General features: G+C 38.4%; 16 protein-coding genes and 1 riboswitch. Of the genes, 3 read left to right on the plus strand and 13 right to left on the minus strand.

Translation table 11 applies throughout. The features are described from left to right. Positions 1-270: 270 nt before the first annotated feature. The 4 genes from uca to WFN33_RS16310 all read right to left on the minus strand — a co-directional run bounded on the left by uca (position 271) and on the right by WFN33_RS16310 (position 6,844). Positions 271-3,876, minus strand: a complete 3,606-nt coding sequence (uca, locus tag WFN33_RS16295) for an urea carboxylase (RefSeq protein WP_336954052.1) — start codon at positions 3,874-3,876, stop codon at positions 271-273. Between the two features lie 2 nt (positions 3,877-3,878). Beyond that, positions 3,879-4,547, minus strand: coding sequence for an urea amidolyase associated protein UAAP2 (locus WFN33_RS16300; RefSeq protein ID WP_336954053.1), 669 nt, complete (start codon positions 4,545-4,547; stop codon positions 3,879-3,881). Positions 4,548-4,558: 11 nt separating this feature from the next. After that, the gene (locus tag WFN33_RS16305) at positions 4,559-5,314 is read right to left on the minus strand and encodes an urea amidolyase associated protein UAAP1 (RefSeq protein ID WP_336954054.1); all 756 of its coding nucleotides are present in this window, start codon (positions 5,312-5,314) and stop codon (positions 4,559-4,561) included. A gap of 30 nt (positions 5,315-5,344) precedes the next feature. Next, a riboswitch (guanidine-I (ykkC/yxkD leader) is annotated at positions 5,345-5,446 on the minus strand. A 483-nt stretch (positions 5,447-5,929) separates the two neighbouring features. Then, entirely contained in the window at positions 5,930-6,844 is a 915-nt protein-coding gene (locus WFN33_RS16310) for a LysR family transcriptional regulator (RefSeq protein WP_336954055.1), read from the minus strand. Between the two features lie 377 nt (positions 6,845-7,221). Between WFN33_RS16310 and WFN33_RS16315 the strand changes: the two genes are divergently transcribed. Then, entirely contained in the window at positions 7,222-7,884 is a 663-nt protein-coding gene (locus WFN33_RS16315; RefSeq protein WP_336954056.1) for an epoxyqueuosine reductase QueH, read from the plus strand. Positions 7,885-7,906: 22 nt separating this feature from the next. Here the strand turns inward: WFN33_RS16315 and WFN33_RS16320 are convergent, their stop codons facing one another. The 3 genes from WFN33_RS16320 to WFN33_RS16330 form a co-directional block, all read right to left on the minus strand. Then, positions 7,907-9,295, minus strand: a complete 1,389-nt coding sequence (locus WFN33_RS16320; RefSeq protein WP_336954057.1) for a methylenetetrahydrofolate reductase C-terminal domain-containing protein — start codon at positions 9,293-9,295, stop codon at positions 7,907-7,909. A gap of 379 nt (positions 9,296-9,674) precedes the next feature. Beyond that, positions 9,675-11,777 carry a TonB-dependent siderophore receptor gene (locus tag WFN33_RS16325; protein ID WP_336954058.1) on the minus strand — a complete coding sequence of 701 codons (2,103 nt, stop codon included), beginning with the start codon at positions 11,775-11,777 and terminating at the stop codon, positions 9,675-9,677. 211 nt (positions 11,778-11,988) lie between these two features. Then, positions 11,989-12,768 (minus strand): AraC family transcriptional regulator, encoded by a 780-nt coding sequence (locus tag WFN33_RS16330; RefSeq protein WP_336954059.1) that lies wholly within the window; start codon positions 12,766-12,768, stop codon positions 11,989-11,991. A 96-nt stretch (positions 12,769-12,864) separates the two neighbouring features. On the opposite strand from WFN33_RS16330, the gene WFN33_RS16335 reads away from it, so the two are divergent. Beyond that, positions 12,865-13,683: a sulfite exporter TauE/SafE family protein gene (locus tag WFN33_RS16335; RefSeq protein WP_336954060.1), complete on the plus strand. Its 819-nt coding sequence runs from the start codon at positions 12,865-12,867 to the stop codon at positions 13,681-13,683. A gap of 261 nt (positions 13,684-13,944) precedes the next feature. Here WFN33_RS16335 and WFN33_RS16340 read toward each other — a convergent pair whose 3' ends face one another. The 6 genes from WFN33_RS16340 to WFN33_RS16365 all read right to left on the minus strand — a co-directional run bounded on the left by WFN33_RS16340 (position 13,945) and on the right by WFN33_RS16365 (position 20,676). Then, positions 13,945-16,533: a TonB-dependent hemoglobin/transferrin/lactoferrin family receptor gene (locus WFN33_RS16340; protein WP_336954061.1), complete on the minus strand. Its 2,589-nt coding sequence runs from the start codon at positions 16,531-16,533 to the stop codon at positions 13,945-13,947. 184 nt (positions 16,534-16,717) lie between these two features. Beyond that, complete coding sequence (locus WFN33_RS16345) at positions 16,718-17,314, minus strand: fimbrial protein (protein ID WP_336954062.1); 597 nt, start codon at positions 17,312-17,314, stop codon at positions 16,718-16,720. Positions 17,315-17,400: 86 nt separating this feature from the next. Beyond that, positions 17,401-17,997, minus strand: a complete 597-nt coding sequence (locus WFN33_RS16350; RefSeq protein WP_336954063.1) for a fimbrial protein — start codon at positions 17,995-17,997, stop codon at positions 17,401-17,403. 88 nt (positions 17,998-18,085) lie between these two features. Then, positions 18,086-18,688: a fimbrial protein gene (locus WFN33_RS16355; RefSeq protein ID WP_336954064.1), complete on the minus strand. Its 603-nt coding sequence runs from the start codon at positions 18,686-18,688 to the stop codon at positions 18,086-18,088. A gap of 466 nt (positions 18,689-19,154) precedes the next feature. Next, positions 19,155-20,138, minus strand: coding sequence for a FecR family protein (locus tag WFN33_RS16360; protein WP_336954065.1), 984 nt, complete (start codon positions 20,136-20,138; stop codon positions 19,155-19,157). Continuing rightward, positions 20,128-20,676: a sigma-70 family RNA polymerase sigma factor gene (locus WFN33_RS16365; RefSeq protein ID WP_336954066.1), complete on the minus strand. Its 549-nt coding sequence runs from the start codon at positions 20,674-20,676 to the stop codon at positions 20,128-20,130. Before WFN33_RS16365 ends, WFN33_RS16360 begins: the two co-directional genes overlap by 11 nt. Positions 20,677-20,833: 157 nt before the next feature. On the opposite strand from WFN33_RS16365, the gene WFN33_RS16370 reads away from it, so the two are divergent. After that, the gene (locus WFN33_RS16370; RefSeq protein WP_336954068.1) at positions 20,834-21,442 is read left to right on the plus strand and encodes a biliverdin-producing heme oxygenase; all 609 of its coding nucleotides are present in this window, start codon (positions 20,834-20,836) and stop codon (positions 21,440-21,442) included. Positions 21,443-21,986 lie beyond the last annotated feature (544 nt).

Below are 21,986 nucleotides of genomic sequence, written 5' to 3' on the forward strand. Positions count from 1 at the left end.
TAACAATGCAGAAAATGTGCCAGTTTTTAACCAAGTTTTTGCTGGTTTTAACGTGTATTTATGGACGATTTGTGGGCAAAAACAGTGTAAATGCACAAGCATAGCGCGTAGGGTTATATGCGCTTAAAATCCAAAGTTTTTACTAATTTTATTTTAGTTGGCTAAGTATTTGTAAATTATTACAATCCATAGAGTTCTGCTTATAAAATAAAACAAACCATACTTACAAAAAAAGGAGCATCATCATTGATGCTCCTTTGCTGACTTTTATCAGGCTACAGGTGCCAAAGTAAACAATACCTGTCCGGTCTTGACGGTCTGACCTTTTTCAATGGAGATGGCTTCCACCTTCATCCGTTCAGGTGCAACAATCGGAATTTCAATTTTCATCGCTTCAATCACTGCAAGGGTTGCACCTTCTTCAACAATATCTCCAGAAGCACATTCGATTTTCCAAATTGAACCTGGCATATGTGATTCAACAGCACAACCACCTTCTGGGATACTGACTGCTTCACCATCCTCTACAGTATCTAAACTTTCAGAGACATACTCTTGTAAACCTGCAGCATGCCAACGAAGGCGCTCTGCTTCAAAATTGGCTTGTTGCCTCTGTTTAAAAGCATGAATACTGTCCTGATTTGCAGCAAGGAAATCATTGTATTCTTTTAGATTAAGCACCCCGTCTTCAATACGTAGTTGCAACCGCCCTGCTTTAAAATCTTCGCGCATCTGTAGCAATTCTGCTTCTGAAACCTCATAGAATCTAACCTGATCAAAGAAGCGTAATAACCACGGCTTGCCAGCTTCAAAATTAGCGTTTTTACGATAACGGCTCCACATTTGTGTAGTACGGCCCACAAATTGATAGCCCCCGGGACCTTCCATACCATAAACACACATATATGCCCCACCGATACCAACAGCATTTTCCGGTGTCCAAGTCCGTGCAGGGTTATATTTTGTTGTGACCAAACGCTGTCTCGGATCAAGTGGTGTGGCAACGGGTGCGCCTAAATACACATCACCCAATCCCATGACCAGATAATTGGCACTATAAACCACATCTTTTACCGCTTGCTTGGATGCTAGGCCATTGATACGACGAATAAACTCGATATTATCAGGGCACCACGGTGCATCAGGACGGACGATTTGCGTATAGCGCTCAGTCGCCAATTGGGTTTGTGAATCTTCCCATGCCAGTGGTAAATACACCGTCCGTGAAGGGACTTGCATATTGTGTATATCTAGCAGTTCCGCTTCCGCGTGTTGAAGTTTTTCCAAGAGCTCAAGTTGATCAATTTGAATTGAATCAAAATGAATCTGTAATGAACGAATCCCCGGTGTAAGATCAATAATTCCGTGGATATTCTGGTCTTTTACCCATTGCATTAAAGCATGAATACGGAAACGTAGATTTAAGTCTAAAACCAGATCACCATATTCAACTAATACATAGCTATTTCCCGCAGGTCGGTAAGTCACACTGGGTAAATGTGCTTGTCCTACGCGTGTGGCTAAAACAGCATTTTCTAATGTGTCATTTTCTGCGTGGAATACAGGATTAAAATTCACTGCATCTGTGTCAGAAGCGATAATACTTTGATGATATGTTTGATCCAAGGCTTTTGCTTGGGCATAACTCACAGGAATAAATTTAACTTTATCCCCTGCTTTAAGCTGACCAATTTTCCAAAGTTCTGAATGAATCACCACAGCTGGACAAACAAAGCCACCTAAGCTTGGACCATCAGGCCCTAAGATGATCGGCATGTCGCCTGTAAAATCAATCGCACCAATTGCGTAAGCATTGTCATGAATATTTGAAGGATGTAGACCTGCTTCACCGCCATCTTCACGTGCCCACTCTGGTTTTGGGCCAATCAAGCGAATGCCTGTACGACTGGAATTATAGTGAATCTCAAACTGGTTACTAAAGAAGTTATCTATATCGTTTTTGGTAAAGAAATCTGGTGCGCCATGCGGACCATACATCACCGCAATTTCCCAATGACGCGCAAATTTAGGGATTTGATCTGTGGCTAAACTTTTGCTTTGATCAGATGAATATTCAGTAATCGCAAGCATATCTCCAATTAATAAATTACGCCCTGCATGCCCACCAAACTGCCCCAGAGTAAAGGTTGCTTTTGATCCTAAATATTCGGGAACATGAAAGCCACCTTTGATTCCAATATAGCTTCGACATCCCGTACTCATTGTTCCACACTTTAACACCTGACCTTTTTTAACATTCACGGTTTGCCACATTGGAACCAGTACGCCATCCAGCTTAGATGGCATATCGCCGCCGGTAATCACAATTTGACTATCACAATGAAACTTTAAACTCGGGCCTTGCAGCGTACATTCCAATCCAGAAGTATTATAAGGATTACCTAAAAGTTGGTTGGCGACATTTAAACTCAAAGGATCAATCGCTCCTGATGGTGGAACACCCACATCCCAGTAACCTAAACGACCTGTAATATCCTGAATTGCGGTTTGAATGCCCGATTGTAAAACCTCAATTTTTTGGGTTTTCCATACAAATGTATTTAAGAAGCGTGTGGTTTGTGTCCCTGAATTAAACACCTCACCCGCAATAATATTTTGTAGATATTCCAAATTGGTTTCGATGCCTGCAATCTGTGTATCTTCCAGACTTGATTGCATGGCTTGAATTGCTGAACCTCGATCAGATGCTGTCACGATGATTTTGGCAAGCATGGGATCATAAAATGAAGACACATTTGAACCAGTTTCGACCCATGTTTCGACCCGTGCATTTTGATCAAATTGCACATAGGTGAGTAAGCCTGCGCTGGGTTGAAATTGTTTAATCGGATCTTCCGCATATAAACGAACTTGAATTGAATGTCCTTTTGACACTAATTTTTCAATGGGTGCTGTCCAATCTCCACTGGCCAAAGTCACCATCCATTCAACCAGATCCACGGCATAGACTTGTTCTGTCACACCATGCTCAACTTGCAGACGGGTATTCACCTCCAAGAAATAGAATTGCTCAGTTTCAGTATCCATCACAAACTCAACTGTACCTGCTGAACGATAATTCACAGATTGCATAAGTTGAATTGCGACAGTTTGAATATAGTCACGTTGCTCATCGGTTATATGCGGTGCGGGTGTTTCTTCTATGACTTTTTGATTACGACGTTGTACAGAACAATCGCGTTCCCCTAAAGCCAACACCTGCCCTTTTCCATCACCAAAAATTTGTACTTCAATATGTCGAGCATGCTGCACAAATTTTTCTAAATATAACCCTGCATCTTTAAAGTTGGCTTGAGCCAAATACGAAACGGTTTGATATGCGTCTTTGAGTTCAGATTCGTTCCAAACTAAACGCATACCAATACCACCACCACCCGCAGTACTTTTTAACATCACAGGATAGCCAATACGTGCAGCTTCCGTGACTGCTTCTTGCTCACCAGAAAGCAAAGAACTCCCCGGCAACAACGGCACTTGGCTTTTAATCGCCAGCTCACGGGCAGTATGTTTTAGACCAAAATCCAGCATTTGACTAGAGGTTGGTCCAATAAAAGCAATACCCTGATTTTCACAGAGATCACAAAACTCCGCATTTTCAGATAAAAATCCATAACCTGGATGGATTGCTTCAGCACCTGTTTGCTTGGCAATTTCAAGAATTTTTGCAATGTTTAGATAACTTTGTTGTGCTGGTGCAGCACCAATGCAAAATGCTTCGTCGGCTAAAGTCACATGTAAAGAATCTTGATCAGCTTCTGAATAAACCGCAACTGAACCAATCCCAAGTTTTTTTAGCGTACGAATCACGCGACATGCAATTGCACCACGATTGGCAATGAGAACTTTTTTAAACATAATTATGCTCCCATACCATTATGTATCAGCAATTGAATTTTCGTTGGGTTATAGCCATTACACGGATTATTTAATTGTGGGCAATTTGAAATCAGTACGATTAAATCCATCTCAGCTTGAATTTCTACATATTTACCAGCGGCAGAGATACCATCAGCAAAGGTTAAATGTCCGTCCGAGCTGACAGGCACATTCATAAAGAAATTAATATTGGGGCCGATGTGCCGAACGTTTAACTGATGTTTTTGTGCAATGGGATGTTTGGCTAATGCATACATAAAATTATTACGGCAACTGTGCATCGGATAGGTGTCATGTGCATAGCGAACCGTATTACTTTCACATGAACAAGCACCGCCTAAGGTGTCATGACGACCGCAGTTATCATCGACAATCACTGCAATTGGGCGGCCTAAATTACTGTATAAGTTTGTCCCTTTTTCAAGGTAAACATGCTGATTAATGGCCAAAGTATCTGTTGCGCTATAACGTTCTGCTGGGTTTTCTGCTGACATAAATAAGGTATCGACGGCTTGATTGCCTTCTAAATCAACAATACGGAAATATTGGCCTTTTTTTACTTCGCCCATCCATGCTTCACCCGCAGGACAAACTTCATTTAACAAGGCTTGATCTAAAATAGGTTTTTCGATTGACGTTAAAATGCTCATGATGATTGTCCTTAAATGCGTGTGTTATTAGATGAACTCAGCGCGTAATAACGCTGGTTATTGTCAAATGCACGTTGATTTTGCGGACATGAGTCTCGACAAATATCGTTTTCCGTTAAGGGCAATGCAGTAAAAAGTCTCATTTCTATATCAGCAGGGGAATATTGCGCTGAATGATCTAAGCCATGCGGTGCAGCCGATAAGAATACAAAGCAATCCATTTCAAAACGCAGCTCAATGAATTGCCCAGTATTGTCTGAGCGGATATAAGACAAAGCACCCACATCATCTGGGGTCACTTTTGAAAATAAATTCACTGTTGCGCTGAGATCAATTTGCCCAAGTGAATATTTACTCATTTCAACCAGCAAACCATCTAAACCATTTTGAATCATTTGATTTCGGGCATCTTGGAATGTCTTTATTCCAAAAGTAGCTTGGATTTGTTCTGGACGACTTGGACCACACAAAGCGTCATTCCAGCCATGATCATCATACATAATTGAGGCCATAACCCGTCCCAAATCGGAATACAACACATGACCTTGAGTTAAAAAAGCAGTATGTTGCCCTTTTAAACTATCTGGCATATTAAAACGCTCAAGTCGATCATGGGCATTCACACAAAATAAAGAGACATTGGCATCGGCAGATAAAGCTTTAAATTGAAGTACGCTTCCTTTGGGAATGCGACCTGACCAGTGATGTCCACCGGGTAATTTTTCAGACCAAATGACCTGTTGATCATGATAATTTGTCGTATGCATAGCCACTCCTGTTCGGATAGTTTATTGACTTCCTCCCGGGCTTTTATCCCTCCGTGTAGTTCTTTCGAACCGCGAACTCTCGGTCCAGACATACTCTTTTAGACAAGTATCGGAACCCTAGATCACTTTTTATAATTTTATTTGATGCAAAGGATGTGCCAATTTGGTATTACGATTTTAGGCTTTAGTAATACCAAATTTGTGCAATAAGAGTGCATTTCAGGGCATAGAAAGCAAAAATGAGTTATTAATGATCTAAAAAATGGCGATGTGCTAAATAAAAACCCGTTCTAAATTAAAACGGTCTCTAATTGAAAGCCATCTCTAATAAAATCCTTTTTAAAAAAACGTGTCATAGAAACAACACGGCGCAAAAATATTTAGGTTCGTCGATAGGTTGACTTAGGGCATGGCAAACCTTACGCTGCAAACAAAGCCAAGCTTTGTTTTGCTCATATTCTGCTTAAGAAGTTAATTCAGGGATATAGCGAAAACACCCGATAAAAAACACGCGCTCATTTAGGCCAAAACCAGCCTGAGTAAGCGCGTGTTAAAATGATTCATCGTATTCAGCAAGCAGGTGCTACAGGATGAATCATTAATTAATAATATATTTTAATAATACGTTGCTCTTTTTTTCGAGAATTTATCCAGTTGCTTAAGAAAACCATCAAAATAATCTTTTTCTTTTTCTTCTACACGATAACCTGCATATAAAGTTCTACGTAAACCTTCAGGCGCGACACAATCTAAACGGCGAGAAACCACCCAGCCCTTCTGCTCATATTCATTGACCACCCAATCAGGCAGTGCTGCGATACCATGACCACTTGCCACAAGTTGAATCAACATTTGAGTTAAATCTGTAGTTCGAATATGTTTTGGCTGAATATTGGCAGGAATAAATAATCTCGACATGATATCCAGTCGATGCTTATCCACTGGATAGGTCACCAAGGTTTCTTCAGCCAACTCTTGTACCGTAATTTGTTTCATTCGTGCTAAAGGATGCGTGATTGAGAGCACCAATCTCGATTCATATTCAAAAATTGGAAAATACTCTACCCCTTTTAGCGCAATTGGATCTGCTGTAATTAACAAATCAAATTCACCGGTTTGTAATAACTCATGCGGATTGGCTTCAAATCCTGAGGCAAAATCCAAATCTACATCTGGGTATTGCTGACGATACTGATTCAGCAACGGCATAAGCCAATCAAAACAACTGTGGCATTCAGAAGAGAAAACGATTCGTCCCGTTTGCCCATGCACAATACGGGTAATATCAGACTGGGCAATTTGCACTTGTGGTAAGATATCATCAGCAAGTTTCAGTAAGCGTTGACCAACATTAGAAAAACTCACAGGACGTGAGCGACGATTCACCACTTCGACACCAAACCATTGATCTAACTCTCGAAGCTGGTGTGATAAGGCAGAAGGTGTTAAACACAAATCTCCTGCTGCTGCAACCAATGAACCATGTTCACGTAAAGCAGTCAGTGTTTTTAGATGTCGAAGTTCTAACATTCCATCATTACCAAATTAATATGTTAAAGGTGATCTGGCTATAGCATAACGGATTGATGGCATTTATGTTTAATTATTTTCACTTAAATTTAAAATTTGTTATTTTTATTCATTTTTAAATGATACGTAAAACATGAGGATACTTTTACTCATCCATACAATTAAATCGCTCGATTTTTGGAATGAATAAATTGTACAGTTGCATACTTCATCTATACAGCTATATAAGTTTCTTTGTGAATGAACTAAATCTGGCTTTTTAAAATATCATCCTTAAAAACTTTCAGCTTAGACTGAAAACATTTCAGTGAATTCAAGCACCACAAGACGTTAAAACTTTTACAATAGAAGATTATTCATTTTTTATATTGTTTAACATGACTCTGGAACGCCAAAAGCTCACACTCCCCCAAGGCCACGACAAATTGTTGCTGCATTCATGTTGCGCGCCGTGCTCAGGTGAAGTCATGGAAAGCTTAATTGAATCAGGCATCAACTTTTCAATTTTTTTCTATAATCCGAATATTCATCCAGTCAAAGAATATTTAATTCGCAAAGAAGAAAATATTCGCTTTGCTGAGAAGCATAATATCCCATTTATTGACTGTGACTACGATACAGACAATTGGTTTGAACGTGCCAAAGGTATGGAAAATGAGCCTGAAAAAGGCATCCGCTGTACCATGTGTTTTGATATGCGTTTTGAGAGAACCGCACTCTACGCACACGAACATGGATTTAGTTTAATCAGCAGTTCATTGGGCATATCGCGTTGGAAAGATATGCAACAAATTAACGGCTGTGGAATCCGAGCTGCCGCACATTATCCACACATTGAATATTGGGATTATAACTGGCGTAAAAGCGGCGGTGCACATCGTATGATCGAAATCAGCAAACGTGAAGAATTTTACCAACAAGAATACTGTGGCTGTGTTTATTCACTGCGAGATACCAATCGCTGGCGTATGAAAAACGGTCGTGACCGAATCAAATTAGGTGAAAAGTTTTATACCAATGCGATGGACGAGGAAAATTAATTTATTCAGACTCGTCCCTTTATCACTGCTTCACATACCAGTTTTTCCAAGAGCTGGTTCCACGTACTTCTATCGGTACAGTTGGAATCAGCTGTTTTTTTAATATCTGAATTTGATCGACCTCTTCAGCCAATCGAGCTTTGACAGAGTGTATACACTCTCGATCCCCAAACTCACAACGGTCTAAATGTGTGCCACCGCATGGCCCATTTGCTAAACCTTTAGGGCAAGTTTCAGGGCAAATATATAAGGTTTCAGCCAGCCGACACTGACCACAGCTCTCACACCCGACAATAAAGTGCTTACTCAAATATTCCGCTTGTAATAGTAATTTTGCTGCAAGGGCTTTATTCCAAAAACCCGCACTAAAAATATAAGCACCCAGCCCTTTGACCAAACTAGAATTAAACATGGTACTGTGAATAGTATCTAAAAATTGATATTTCACTTTCTGATGCAAATTACTCAGCTTAGACTTTTCTACAGCAGCTGGGCGTAATTCATTGCCCGTTTTAAGCTGCCATAATTGAGTCCATAATTGTTCACATTGTTTAAGATCAAGATGTCGATACTGTTCAATATAACTAGTTAAAATCGTTTGCTCATCGGCTTTATGGCACGCAGAAAGATGCACACCAGCATAACCAATATGCTGACAAATCAAAATTTGTAAAGCACAACGTAAATAAGTATTTTCAGTTTGATCAGAATCATGTTCTTGAGCCAACACTTCAAGCATATGTGGTGTAATCACAATACCTGCAACATTATGTTTCAGCATAAATTTCGCTCGTGCTAAAGTCAGCGGCATCACACAAGCAAGAATTTTTTGTGTATAGTTTTCTTCAATTAAAAACTCATGTGCTTGTTTAAGTGCCACGAGGTCAAAGCCCAACTGGGTAATAATATAATCAGCGCCTGCTTGTAGTTTTTTATGTAATTTTAAATACTGCGCTTGTTTTTCTGCTTGGCTATATTTAAACGGATTCAAAGCAACGCCGATATGAAAGCCGCCCTGTTGTTTGGCAGCGATGACCGCATTCACCGATTCTAAATAGCGTGTTCGAGCGTGGCTACCTTGTCCATCATGATGTCGTTTTAACTTATCGCCAGTCAGTAACAATAAATTTTGCTGTCCGTGTTGTTTGGCTTGCACTAAAAAAAGATTGAAATCATGTATATCTCGACCTTTACCTGCATAATGTAATACTTTTTCAATCTGTTGCGGATAAGATTGTGCAGCGATTAAAGGCGCAATATCGTCATCTGAACGTACTCGATCTGACAAAGTCATACATACAGGAAAGCCCGCCAGTTGTGTTGCTACAGGCAATACCTCTTGCATCGAAGGTAAATATTCTACTAAACAGCAAAATTTGTTTTGAGCAAAGTATTGGGAAAGCTGAGACATAAAAAATTTAGATAAATACAGCAAAATAAATAGGCCTGAATTATAGAATGTTTTAAATCGAATTACTGTAAGCATAGAACGCTTTTCAAGCAGATCTCTGCATAATCGACATCATTCATTGCATCTTAATTTAAGCTTTTTTATCACTTCTCTATAGGAGCAATGGTTTTTATTACGATGGTAGAAATTAGACATAGTGTTGTTCTAAATTGAATATCTTAAGGTTTTCACTCGATTAGCCATTATTCTAATAAATCCGAGTATCTTTAATTCCAACTTTTTTATACTGAAAAAAGCGGGTATTGTTTCCAATACCCATAAAACTTAGGTCTGAGCATTAAATTCAAATAGTGAAAACAACATCTAAACTAAGCTACTGTTAATATTTAAATTTTACATTCAGACGAACCATCATAGGATCTCCCCAATTGACCAATTGTGCATTGGGTGTGGTCCCTGCCAGATACTCTCGATCAAATAAGTTTTTAATTGTTAAACCTGCGCCCCAATTCTTGGCTTCGTAACCCGCATTTACATCAAATAAGGTATAACTTGGTAAATAGACAAAATCCGTATTGCGCTGTGCTGTTCTAGAACCTTGATAACGAATTCCAGCACCGATGTTCCAACCTAATTTATCTGGGCTAAAATAATACTGGGTGGATAACGAACTGGCATTTTTAGCTACATGATTGGTCCGTTTGCCAATATCACTGGCAATCACACTTTCAGTGACTTTTGCTGTTGGGATATAGCTATAGGTTGCTGTGGCATTCCATTGATCGGTTAATGCCGCTGCGATTTCTGCTTCAAAACCTTTGGTAACTTGCTCACCTGTTTGGATTGAAAATTTTTGAGAGATATCTGTTTCAGTTACATTTTTACGGGTTAGATCATAATAGGCAATATAACCTTGTAGACGCTGATCCAGTGCTTGTAACTTAACCCCGACTTCGGTCTGTTTACCCTCTTCAGGATTCAGCAATTGACCATTTTCTCCAGCATCTGTTACAGGCATAAATGAGGTCGAATAACTGATATATGGTGCAAACATATCATTGATACGATACATCACAGATGCACTGCCCGTAAAAGCATTGTCAGAGTTTTTGCTGTTGCTATTTTTTAATACATCGTCAATTTCAACCTGAGTCCAATCATGTCGACCAGACAATCCGATAATCCAGTGGTCATCTACTTTAATTGTATTGCGTAGATAGAGACCCGTAAATTGGCTATAGGTCAATTGTTGTGTTGGCGTCCCCAATTTGGTACTGGTAATTCCATAGGCTGGATGGTCAGAATTAAAAGAATTGATGGTATCGTTTCTACGATAGTAATCACTGCGCTCTCGCATCATATCGATACCCACCATCACATCGTAATTGATCTTTCCAAAATCAAAATTACGTTGCAGGTTGCTGTCCAAGGTATAGTTGGTATCTTGCTTATCTTGATTATTTACAGCGCGTTTAATGATTGGCAGTGTGTTTGTACCTGATGCCAATATCGGATTGCCTTGGGTATCAGTTTTGGTAACCGCAAAGTTTTGTTTAAATACCCAATTATTGTCAAAGTAGTGCGCATAATTTGCACCAAGACGATAAACATCGATATCATAACCATGATCAGGTTCACCAAAGAATAGACTTGAAGGGTATTTTTTATAATCGCCTTTGCTATAAGGAATGCCCTGTTGACGGATGTATTCACGGTGTTGATAACTGGCAATGACGGATAAATCATCTTTATCGCCTAGATCAAAATTGTAAGATGGAGCAATATATTGATTTTTAAAATAAACATGGTCAGTCGGGTCATCTTGATCAGAGACCCGTCCTACAATACGAAAAGCGCCTTTTGCACGATTGTCAGGGGCATAATTTAGGTCAAATGTACCTTCTTTTAAAGCATAGCTTCCATAACTTAATGTGCCTTTGTAAGCGGTTTCTGCTTGTGGTCGTTTGGTGGTTAAATTGACTAAGCCCCCTGGCAGCGCCAAACCAAAACCAACTGAGGTTGGCCCTTTGACCACTTCAATAGACTCCAAGCCTGAAATATCTTCCGCTCGTAAAACATTATCCGATGCTTGGATACGCAACCCATCAATATAAGTTTGTGAACTGGATATTTGTCCACGAATAATAAAGTCATCCCAGCCTCTTCGTCCATATTGACCAGAGGTCACGCCTGCCACACCTTCTAAAGCTTCTGCTACTGTTTTTGCTTGCTTTTGTTCAATTTGCTGATTGGTGATCGCACTAATCGACTGAGCTGTTTCAAATAAAGGTGCTTTAGATCGCAATACCGCGCTTGCTGTTTTTGCTGCATAGGCTTTTTTATCACTGTCTGCTTGTACGGTAATCGTTGGCAATTTATTGCTTACAGCATTTTGCGTTATCTCTGATTCTGACTCAGCATGAGCGGTGGATAGCATGATGGCAAAAACTGAAAATGCGAGGGAGGATTTATTAAACTGCATTAAACAATGACCTAAAAACTTGAAGAATAATTATAATCATTTTCATTTATATTTATCACTATTTTTTACACTTTCCTTTCACTGATATATGTTTGAAAAGCAACATGCTTTAAATAAAACGTGCTTTTTCTAATGATTCGACTGTATCAATCAGGTCACTGATAAGTTAGGCTTATTTTTATAACGTTCAGTCAAAAATCAAAAATACAGTTTATATAGATGTTTTATTTTGCAGATGCCCCATATATTGAGTCGGGCTTAAACCTAGAACTCGGTGAAACATGGTGGTGAATGCAGCAGGATTTTTAAAGCCAAAATCATAAGCAATTTTCTGGATCGGCTGATTTTGGAGCAATTTTTCAAGACTTAACAGTACACAAGCATGTTGTCGCCATTTTGAAAAAGACATCCCGACTTCACTTTTAAACAGCCGACTAAAATGCCGTTCGCTGATATAAAGTTGTATCGCAATTTCTTCAGGTGATAAATGAATATTTGGCTGCTTTAAGAACTTTTGGCAAATTTCTAACATGGCTTTATCTTCTGGTAAAGGTAAATGCAGTTCAATTGTTTCAGAAATTTCCAGCTCGGTTAAAATCAATTCTTGAATCAGCTCATCATGTCTTGAAAGCGGTTCATTTAACTCTGGTGCTTTTAAAAGTAATTGTCTAAGCAAAGGCGAAATTGACAGAACTTCACAGCATTCAATCTGCCTAGGGACGTATTCAGGAAGAATATACAAACTACAGGTTTTAACATTAAACAAAGTCAATTGATGCGGAACTTGTGGTGGAATCCAAACTGCCCTTTCTGGAGGAATGATCCAGTTTCCTTGTGGTGTTTCAACATGCATCACGCCCTGAGCTGCATAGAGTAATTGTGCTCGTTTATGGCTGTGCATCTTCAACACATAGTACTCAGCGTACTGCGTTTCTATCGCAATCATTTTATGTTTTAAATGCTCAACACTATGAATCGAGATTTGTTTCATATCTGTGTCTGATTTGAGTAATTAAATGCGGAATATAACAAATTTTACTGATTGGGAAATCCTTAAACTGGTATTTATTTTCAAAGATCTATGCTTATGGAACTCTATCTTATTTTATTGGTTGCAGGATTTGTCAGTGGCATACTCACCATATTATTTGGTTTTGCTGGGGGCTTTGTGGTGGTTCCCTTGGTTTATTCGACAATCCGTATGCAATATCCAATTCATTCTACCGCCTATGATTTAGCTTTTAAAAGTGCTGTTGCCACCTCATTGTTATTGATGGTGATCAACTCAGGATTGGCAAGCTATCAGCAATATAAACAGCGAAAAATACACACGCAGTACTTATTCCCCATTGCTTATTGGATTGCTGCTGGTGCAATTTTAGGTACTTTGATCGCCCTGAATACTTCATCACATCTGTTAAAATGGACTTTTGCACTCTATTTGTGTTTTACAATTTTTGATTGTCTGATTCGTCAATTCAGACAGCCCCACTCAAATGCTCAAACAGTAAGATTACTCACCAAAACAGAGCAAGGCTTAGGCGGAATATTCATCGGTGGGATAGCTGCTGCTTTGGGTGTCGGAGGCAGTGTGATGACTGTTCCCCTGTTCCGTCGTTGTGGTTTGGATATGTCTTCATCGGTTGCCCTTGCCAATCCTTTGAGTATGCCAGTTGCGCTTGCAGGTTGCTTCACCTTGATCATTGGACAATTCATTCAACCCCAACATTTAGGCACGCATTTTATTGGTTATTTTTATTACCCTGCTTTAATTGCGTTGATTATAGGGGGCTTTTTAGGCATGAAACTTTCGATAAAGTGGATAGGGAAATTGTCTAATCAGCTGCATGAACGTGGTTATATCCTATTACTCACGCTGGTTTTGATCAGTATTTTATTTCAATAACCAAGACTGGCAGCTTAAAGACTTAATGCTTACCTGTTAACAATCCAACTGAAAACCAAGCCATATATCGTTTTAACACTGCAACTGTTAAATTTGATAGATGTTGCAATCGAACGCCTCGTGCTAAAAATTATATGATTTTAGAGATTTAAATTTATGCTGATGAGTTAATTAAAAAAAGCGAAAAGTGAATTTAATGGTTAAATTAAATTTACTTTTCGCCATGTCATTCTTTCATTTCGTATGGTTGGTGCAGGTACATTAGAATTTCTGAGAAATACTTACCTTATAATCTCGACCTGTACCTGTCATATATTCACCCAAATACATTTTGTAATCACGATTAAATAAATTATCAATCGAGAAATTCAGCGTAGGCCCTTTTGCACCGATTGGCTGCCAGTCTGCATAAACACTATGTAGTGAATAGCCTTTGGTTTTAGGTAATGAAAATGAAGATGCCGCAATTGACTTATCATTGTCAGAAAGGCTTCGGTCTTGCGCAGCTACAAATATCCCTCTCCAGCCCATAGTTAAGTAATGTTCAGGCACATTTACCCCTAAAGTCGCCGTGGCTTTTTTCGGTGGGATATTGGTCATCCATGTTTTTTGATCAAACCATGGATTTACCGGGGAATTATCACGTTGCCCGCGAATATAGGAATAAGTTAAACCTGCGAACCAAGTTGGCTGGTTATAAAAGGCTTCGGCTTCATAGGCTTTGATGGTGTAATCAGTCACATTACGATAAAAACCATGATCATAGTTGCCTTTACAATCCGCTACGCTACCCGAGCCATTGTTGGCATTGTTTTCTGCTTGTGCTCGACAGAATGTTGAACGATTACGAAATATCTCATCACTACCCCGATTATGATGATAAGTTAAACGGACTTGCAGATGATCTTCATTGCTAAACACATCATCAAAATTCATCTCATTTCCGACACGAATCGCCAACATTTTTTCAGGCAGTAGATAACGACTAGTCGAGGGAACAGTGGTCGCTGCGGATTGCACATAATATTGTTCATCAACACGAGGCGCACGCCAAGTTTTACTCACATTTGCAAACCAAGTCATATAGTCCGCCTGTTTCCAAGACATCGCTAAACGTGGAGACCAGCCAGTATAAGTTTTACTAGAATAATCATGTCCAGCAGTTGGATCATTAAATCGTGATGCACGATTTGGCTTGCCGTTATTTTCGATATGATCATAGCGTAGCGATGGTGTAATGACGAAATTATTAATCTGATATTGATCTTCAACAAATGCACTGAGCATTTGTTGATCGCCAGCAGGCATATAGTTCGGTTCGTAATAACCAAAATTATAATCTGGCTTTTTGGCATTGTTCTTGTCATATATCAGCGAATTTTGTTCCATTTTCTGATATTGCGCGCCAACTTTTAATTTATGCGTCCCCAAATTTGTTGGAATGTCGCTGATATTATTTATTTTCAATGCAGTATTGGTATAAGTCACCCAACTTTCGTTGCCTAACAGTGCCGCTGAACCGTTTACACTTGGCAAGCGTTGATCATGCTGATAAGTCTTTGAATAGGATGCGACCGCTTTTAAATTTAGATATGGATTAGCGTCAGGGTTGAACTCATAACTTGCTGAGTAACTGGTATCTTCTTGATCACGGTCCACCAAACGGCGCTTCCAAGCCTCTTCATAGCCATATTTGGCAATATCTGCTTCAGTTGGTACTGCATCCTGATCACGCATAGCAGCAAAAGGTTCCCAGCCCTCATGCCCACTTTGCATCGCATTTAAAGAAATTTTATGACCATCTGCTGGATAAAAATTCAGTTTGGCTAAATAGGTTTCTTGCTCTTGCCCAGAATATAAAAACTGACTGCCATCTGGGCGCTTTACATTTCCACTATCGCGATTGGTATAGTAAAACAGACCATCGACCAATCCATTCTCTGCTTTACCATATACTGCACCAGTATAAGTATTTTGGCTGTTATTGGAAAAACGTGAATATTTTAAAAATGCACCAATATTTTTATCAGCGTCCAGTAGATCAGTGGCATCTTTGGTTTCAAGTGTGACCTTACCGCCAAAACCGCCATTTCCTACTTCAACATTATGCGGTCCTTTATCCACCGTGATTTTCTTTAAAATTTCTGGCTCAATAAAGACTGAACCCTGTCGATATTTGTCAAACGTTTTAACAGAATCGTCTAAGGTAATGGGAACATCTGCTACACCACCCATCCCTAAAATATTAATCGTTTGCCCCCCCGGGCGTGGAGATCCGGCTGAACCAACACTGGGCATATGATCCAGTAATTGTGCAACATTATTTGCCTGATAACGATCAATCGCCTTTTGATTCAGTACGCTTTGGCCAAATTGTATAGTGTCTTTTTTTATGGCTTCTACCACAATCGGTGTCATCTGATAAATTTGGTTTTCATCAGTACGGGCATTTGAACTTGTTGTTTTTCCTGTTGTTGTATTCGCTGTATTAACTACTGGGATTTGTACAGTAACGGGCTTTTCAACTAACAGATAACCTGCTGAGGTTTTTTGAATCTGAAATGGCGTATTTTGCACCAATAACGCAAAAAACTGGTCTAAGCTATATTTACCCTGAATCGTCTTCACCCGATAACGATTAGTTTTTTCTGGATCTAATAATAAAGATACGTTGGCTTGCTGTGCCAAACTATTTAAAGCTTGGGTAAGTGAACCGCTTTGCACTTGATAAAAAGTTACTGGTAAAGTGTTATTTGCATGCGTTTGCATACTCATTGCACCCATAGAAAGTGCGATTGCAACAGCCAAAGCAACAGGCTTTATTGCTGTCTGATATAAAGATTGAGACATTCTTTACTCACCCAAGGTTAAATGATAATCATTAACTTCATTCAGTTAAAATAATCTGTGTTTTCATGCGTTCTAAGTTATATGACGAAGCAGACAGAAAAAAACCGCAATGAACTGCAGTTTTATTTAATTTTCTCAATCTGCAACAAACAAACTATTCCCTGTTGAAACCATCAGACAAAAATTAATTATAGTGCAATGTATAATTTACTCTCGCTGTGACATTCTGAGCATCGACAATCCCTGTTTTGGAAATATAGTTGACTTGATAACTTACGTGGACGGCCTGACTATGGCCATAAACAGCGTTTCTTCCCTGAGTATTCCAGGGCTGAGAAAGATTCACAGGTACATTGCCACCCGAAACACTTAATTGAATAAAAACAGGGTTTTTAACAGAAGCACCTGTAGCTTTATTGATCAACAAAGTCTTATCCGATTCATCTAAGTCAGTTGCTGAAATTGGACTGAGATGAATACCTTTAAAGGCTATATTTTGTGCCTCATCACAGTAATCACCCGCACCATTTACTAAGTCCAGAAAAATATTTGTGCGCCCTTGTAACGTATTTGTAGCAGTAAAGCTTGATTTAGGCACAGCGGCCATCGGAATAATTATATTCTTCATGCCAGTTCCTGGATGAATTTTAGTAGGTCGTAAAGTACATGTTCCATCAGTCACAGCACCATTCACTGTAATTTTTCCATCTACAGCAAACACATGACTACTTGCCAAAAGTAAAGCCCACATAGCCAATGTAGGTAGAGTAAATTTCTTCATTGAATTCACCTTACGAAGTTGTATTATTTTTAACTGCTTTATCAACAACAAACATAATGTTCCCTGTTGAAACCATCAGACAAAAATTAATTATAATGAATGTTATAATTTACAGTCGCTGTGACACTTTGAGCATCGACAATCCCAGTCTTGGAAACATACGTAACAAGATAATTTATAATTGTATCTTGCTGCGGAATAGGCGTGGTTGCTGGAGAGTACGCCTGAGTTCCCCAAGGTGCAGAAAGGTCGACGGCTGCTCCCTGCCAAGTGGTTAGTCGAATAAATATAGGATTTGTAGCAGAGGCGCCTATAGCTTGATTGACCAATAAGGTCTTATCCGTTTCATCTAAGTCTGTTGCTGAAATTGCACTGAGATGGATACCTTTAAAAGCTTTAGTTGTTGCTGCATCACATTTACCACCCGCAGAATTTGTTAACTTTGCAAAAAAATATGCACCAGCTTGCTGTGGGGTACTGGGAGCAAACCCAGATTTAGGTACATCTTGTAAGTGCATTGTTAGATCTTTCTTACCACTTGCCATTACATTGTAAGCTTGTAATGTACAGGTTTGGTCAACCACGACACCATTCACTGTAATTTTTCCATCTACAGCAAACACATGACCACTTACCAAAAGTAAAGCCCAAATAGCCAACGGGGGTAGAGTAAGTTTCTTCATTGAATTAACCTTACGAAGTTATAATTATTTTTAACTGGCTTAATCAACAACAAACATATTGTTCCCTGTTGAAATCATCAGACAAAAATTAATTATAGTGAATGTTATAATTTACAGTCGCTGTGACATTTTGAGCATCGACAATTCCAGTTTTAGAAACATACTCAACTTGATAACTTACGAAAGAGAAATCTTCCTTATCGCCATAAATCATACTTTTTGCCTGAACTCCCCACGGTGCAGTAAAATCCACAACATTTCTATGATCCGCGAACATTTGAATAAAAACAGGATTTTTAACAGAAGCACCGCTTGCACCTGTAGCTTTATTGACCAATAAAGTCTTATCCATTGCATCCAAGTCAGTTGCAGAAATTGGAGTGAGATGGATACCCTTAAAGGATTTATTATGTGCCACATCACAGTACGCGCCCGTACCATTTACCAAGAACAGAAAAAAATTTGTGGAGCCTTGACTTGTATTTGTAGGTGTAAAGCTTGATTTAGTGATAGCCTTCAACGGAATAATAATATCCTTAATGCCAGATCCCACACCAAGTTGAGGTTGGATCGTACACGTTCCGTTAGTCACAGCACCATTTACCGTAATTTTCCCGTTAACAGCAAACACACTATTACTTCCCAAACTTAAAGTCCAAACACTCAATATGGGGAGAATAAGTCTCTTCATAGAATTAACCTCATGAAGTTTAAAACAATATTACTTTATCCAAATTACAAAAAAATAAACCCCACATAAACAAACACATTTAAATATATACACCCCCTGCTTCCATTTATTTAAATTGCCTATTTATTTTAAAATCTGTTTATTTTAAGCATAAACTTGTTTTAAAATCCAGCTATTCAAAATTTATTTTTATTTTAAATTTCAACCAAGTTTAAAAAAACCACCACCCCCACAACAATATATTCTCACCACAATATCTCCCAAGTTAACTCTTTATCATGCACATACATTGAAAAAATAAATAAATTATTTTAATTATTTTTATTCAATAACTTATAAATTAAATCAATAAAGTTATAATCAATATTGTATTTTAAAACAGAATTTAATGATCTAAAAATATAACCAAACATAAATAAATTATTTTAAAAAAACTCTATTAAATTAGGCTAAAATAACATTTTTGTTATTTTGAAGTAATATAAATCACATAATTACCAAGTTTAGTAATTTTAATTGGATAATGACTAACCAATAAACGCAGGGTTTGATCTAAATCCTGTTGCGCATTAATCACACCACTGACTTTATAATCTTTTAAAGTAGAGTGATTAAAAATTAAATATTGATGATGATAACGACTTAAGTTTGTGAGTAAATCAGGCAAAGGAAGTTGATCTGCCAATATCTGATGCTTATCCCAAGCAAACTCTGTCGATGCAATATCAAGTTTAGATATTGGACTCAAACCAAGTGGATTAGCGGTAATTTTTTCACCCTGCTTGACTACTTTTGATTGATGATCCTTGCCCAAGGAACGAGTTTCAACTTTAGAATGCAGCATATTTACCACGCTGCTGTTTGAGTATTGATAAACGATAAATCGAGTACCGAGCGCTTTAAAATCTGCTTGAGGTGTATGAATGATTAACGGTCGTTGAGGGTCTTTGGCAACATCAATATACATGTCCCCTTGAACTAAATTGATTTGTCGTTTTTCAGAACTAAAATCTAGTTTAATTGCAGATTTTGCACCTAAAGTCACTTTGGAACCATCTTGCAAGGTGATTGAATGTATTTGGCCAACTTCAGTTTTAAAATCAGCAGTATGGTACGACAGCATCGTTGAATCACTGGCTAAATAGATTACACCGCCTACCCCTACAAAGAACAGCAAGGTTTTACTCAGCATTTGTAAAATATTTTTTTTACTTTGCTGGCTGAGTTTCATTGAATTTCGAACATTTTGGCTAGATATGCCATGTGTTGTTGAAAATTGCTGCATCGTTTGTGAGAAACTAAGCATTTGATCGAGTTGATCATGATGTTCAGGGTACTTGTTTCTCCACGCTTCAAACTCGATTTGAGCTTGTTGACGTTCATGTAAATTATCGGTATTTAAACGAACAATCCATAAAGCCATCTCTTTTTGTAGTTGTTTAGCGTTCATCTTGCTCTAGCTCAAGCAGATTGTTTTTCGCCTCATAACATAACTGTAAACAGTCAGCTAAATATAGCTGTGTCGTGCGTAAAGATTTACCAATCTCAGTCGCAATTTCACTCTGACTATAACCTTCAAAGTAATACATAATAAAAGCTTTTCGAGTCAGTGCTGTCGTACCCTGCAAAGCAACAGTGAGAAAATCTAAGATGAGTACTGCTTCTTCAATTTGATTTGAAGATAATAAAATATCCTGATCATCAGCATGCTGTTTTAGGGTTTCTAAATAATTCTGCTCTAAAATATAACGACGATGTTTATCAATAAGTAAGTGTTTAGCAACATTCACCAAATATGCACGCGGTTCTTGAATAGAAAAAAGCTGTTGAGTTTGTAGCAATTTTACAAAAGTATCTTGAACCAAATCCGCTGCAGTAAAGGGATAGCGGACTCGCGAGTTCAACCAGTGTCTCAACCAATCATGATGATCCAAATACATGTCTTGCAATATCTGCTGCCGTGAGGGTGTGGGGAGAATTGGAACCATAAAATTAAATTTAAAAACCCTAAACAATAATAATTATCGTTTACATTCCATGATTTGTAAATGCTCTCTGAAGGAACTTTTTTTGTAAGGTCTTTTGCATGTTTTTCTCCTTCCATTCGTCATCTCTTATATACCGCCTTTTAAATCAGAGAATGGAATGAATCAAGCACTGATCAATGAACCAAACGCTCAGCAACAACTTAGTTTGTCAATGCGTCTAAAATTACAAACTGCAGATGAGCATGAAAGAATGCATAAGCTGATGGCACAAGCAGATGTATTTTCAAGTTTAGAAAAATATGCTTTATTCACATTGTCTCAGTATTATTTTCAATTAGAAATCGAACATTTATTTCAACAAGATCAAGTAGCTTCATATATAACTGATATTGATATTCGTGGTCGCTCTGCTCAGGCGTTACTCGATCTGCAAGATTTAGGTATTCAGCCTCAAGGTCAAACTTTAGAAAGCTTAAATGTGACTTTCCCTGCTGCCCTAGGTTGGATTTACGTTTCAGAAGGATCAACATTGGGAGCTGCATTTTTATTTAAACAAGCTCAGCAACATTTAGGGCTCAGTGCGGAAAAAGGCGCTCGCAATTTGTCTGCTTATCCTGAAGGGCGAGCTAAGGTTTGGAAACGATTTGTTCAAGCTCTAGATCAAGCTCGACTCAGCCCAAGCCAGAAAGATGAAGTTATTCAAGGTGCGCTTGATGCATTTGAATATTTTGGCAATGCGTTAATCAATTTAGAACAACTTCATTAGTTCTGTTGCAGAACAGTGAATTGATCTGATGGTAGAAGCTTGTACAGCCACCTATTACAGTGAAAAGTTTAAATTTGATTGGCATAAACAATAGATCTTTCATAAATAAAAATATGATTATATGGCGTGAATCGTATTGGTATTGAAAGTCCCTTCTCCCTTCGAGAGAAGGCTAGGATGAGGGGCTTTTATGTTGATTTACGGTTTTAAAAGGACTAATGAAAGAAGCCTAATATCTCACTCTTGTACTGTCTCATCCTTGCGCTACAAAAAAGTCATGCTTTGTTCTTGCTTATGTTGAGCAAGGGGTACGTCCTATACGCCCACGATATCTACACCATGTAGAATTCAATGACGCAAAGGTGCTTGCACAGCCATATATTACAGTGAGAAGTTTAAATTTAATTTGCGAAGGCGATGCCTCACTTTTCAGAGATGAAAAGATACCGTCTTAACTGTCAAGCAAATTATTTAAGGATTCATGCCTTATAATTTGCCTGATAAGGTTGTTGGTTTTTAAGAACACCATAGCAAAGATGAATTA

Origin of the sequence: Acinetobacter sp. AS167 (genome assembly GCF_037152175.1) — a bacterium.
In the GTDB taxonomy this organism is placed as follows: domain Bacteria; phylum Pseudomonadota; class Gammaproteobacteria; order Pseudomonadales; family Moraxellaceae; genus Acinetobacter.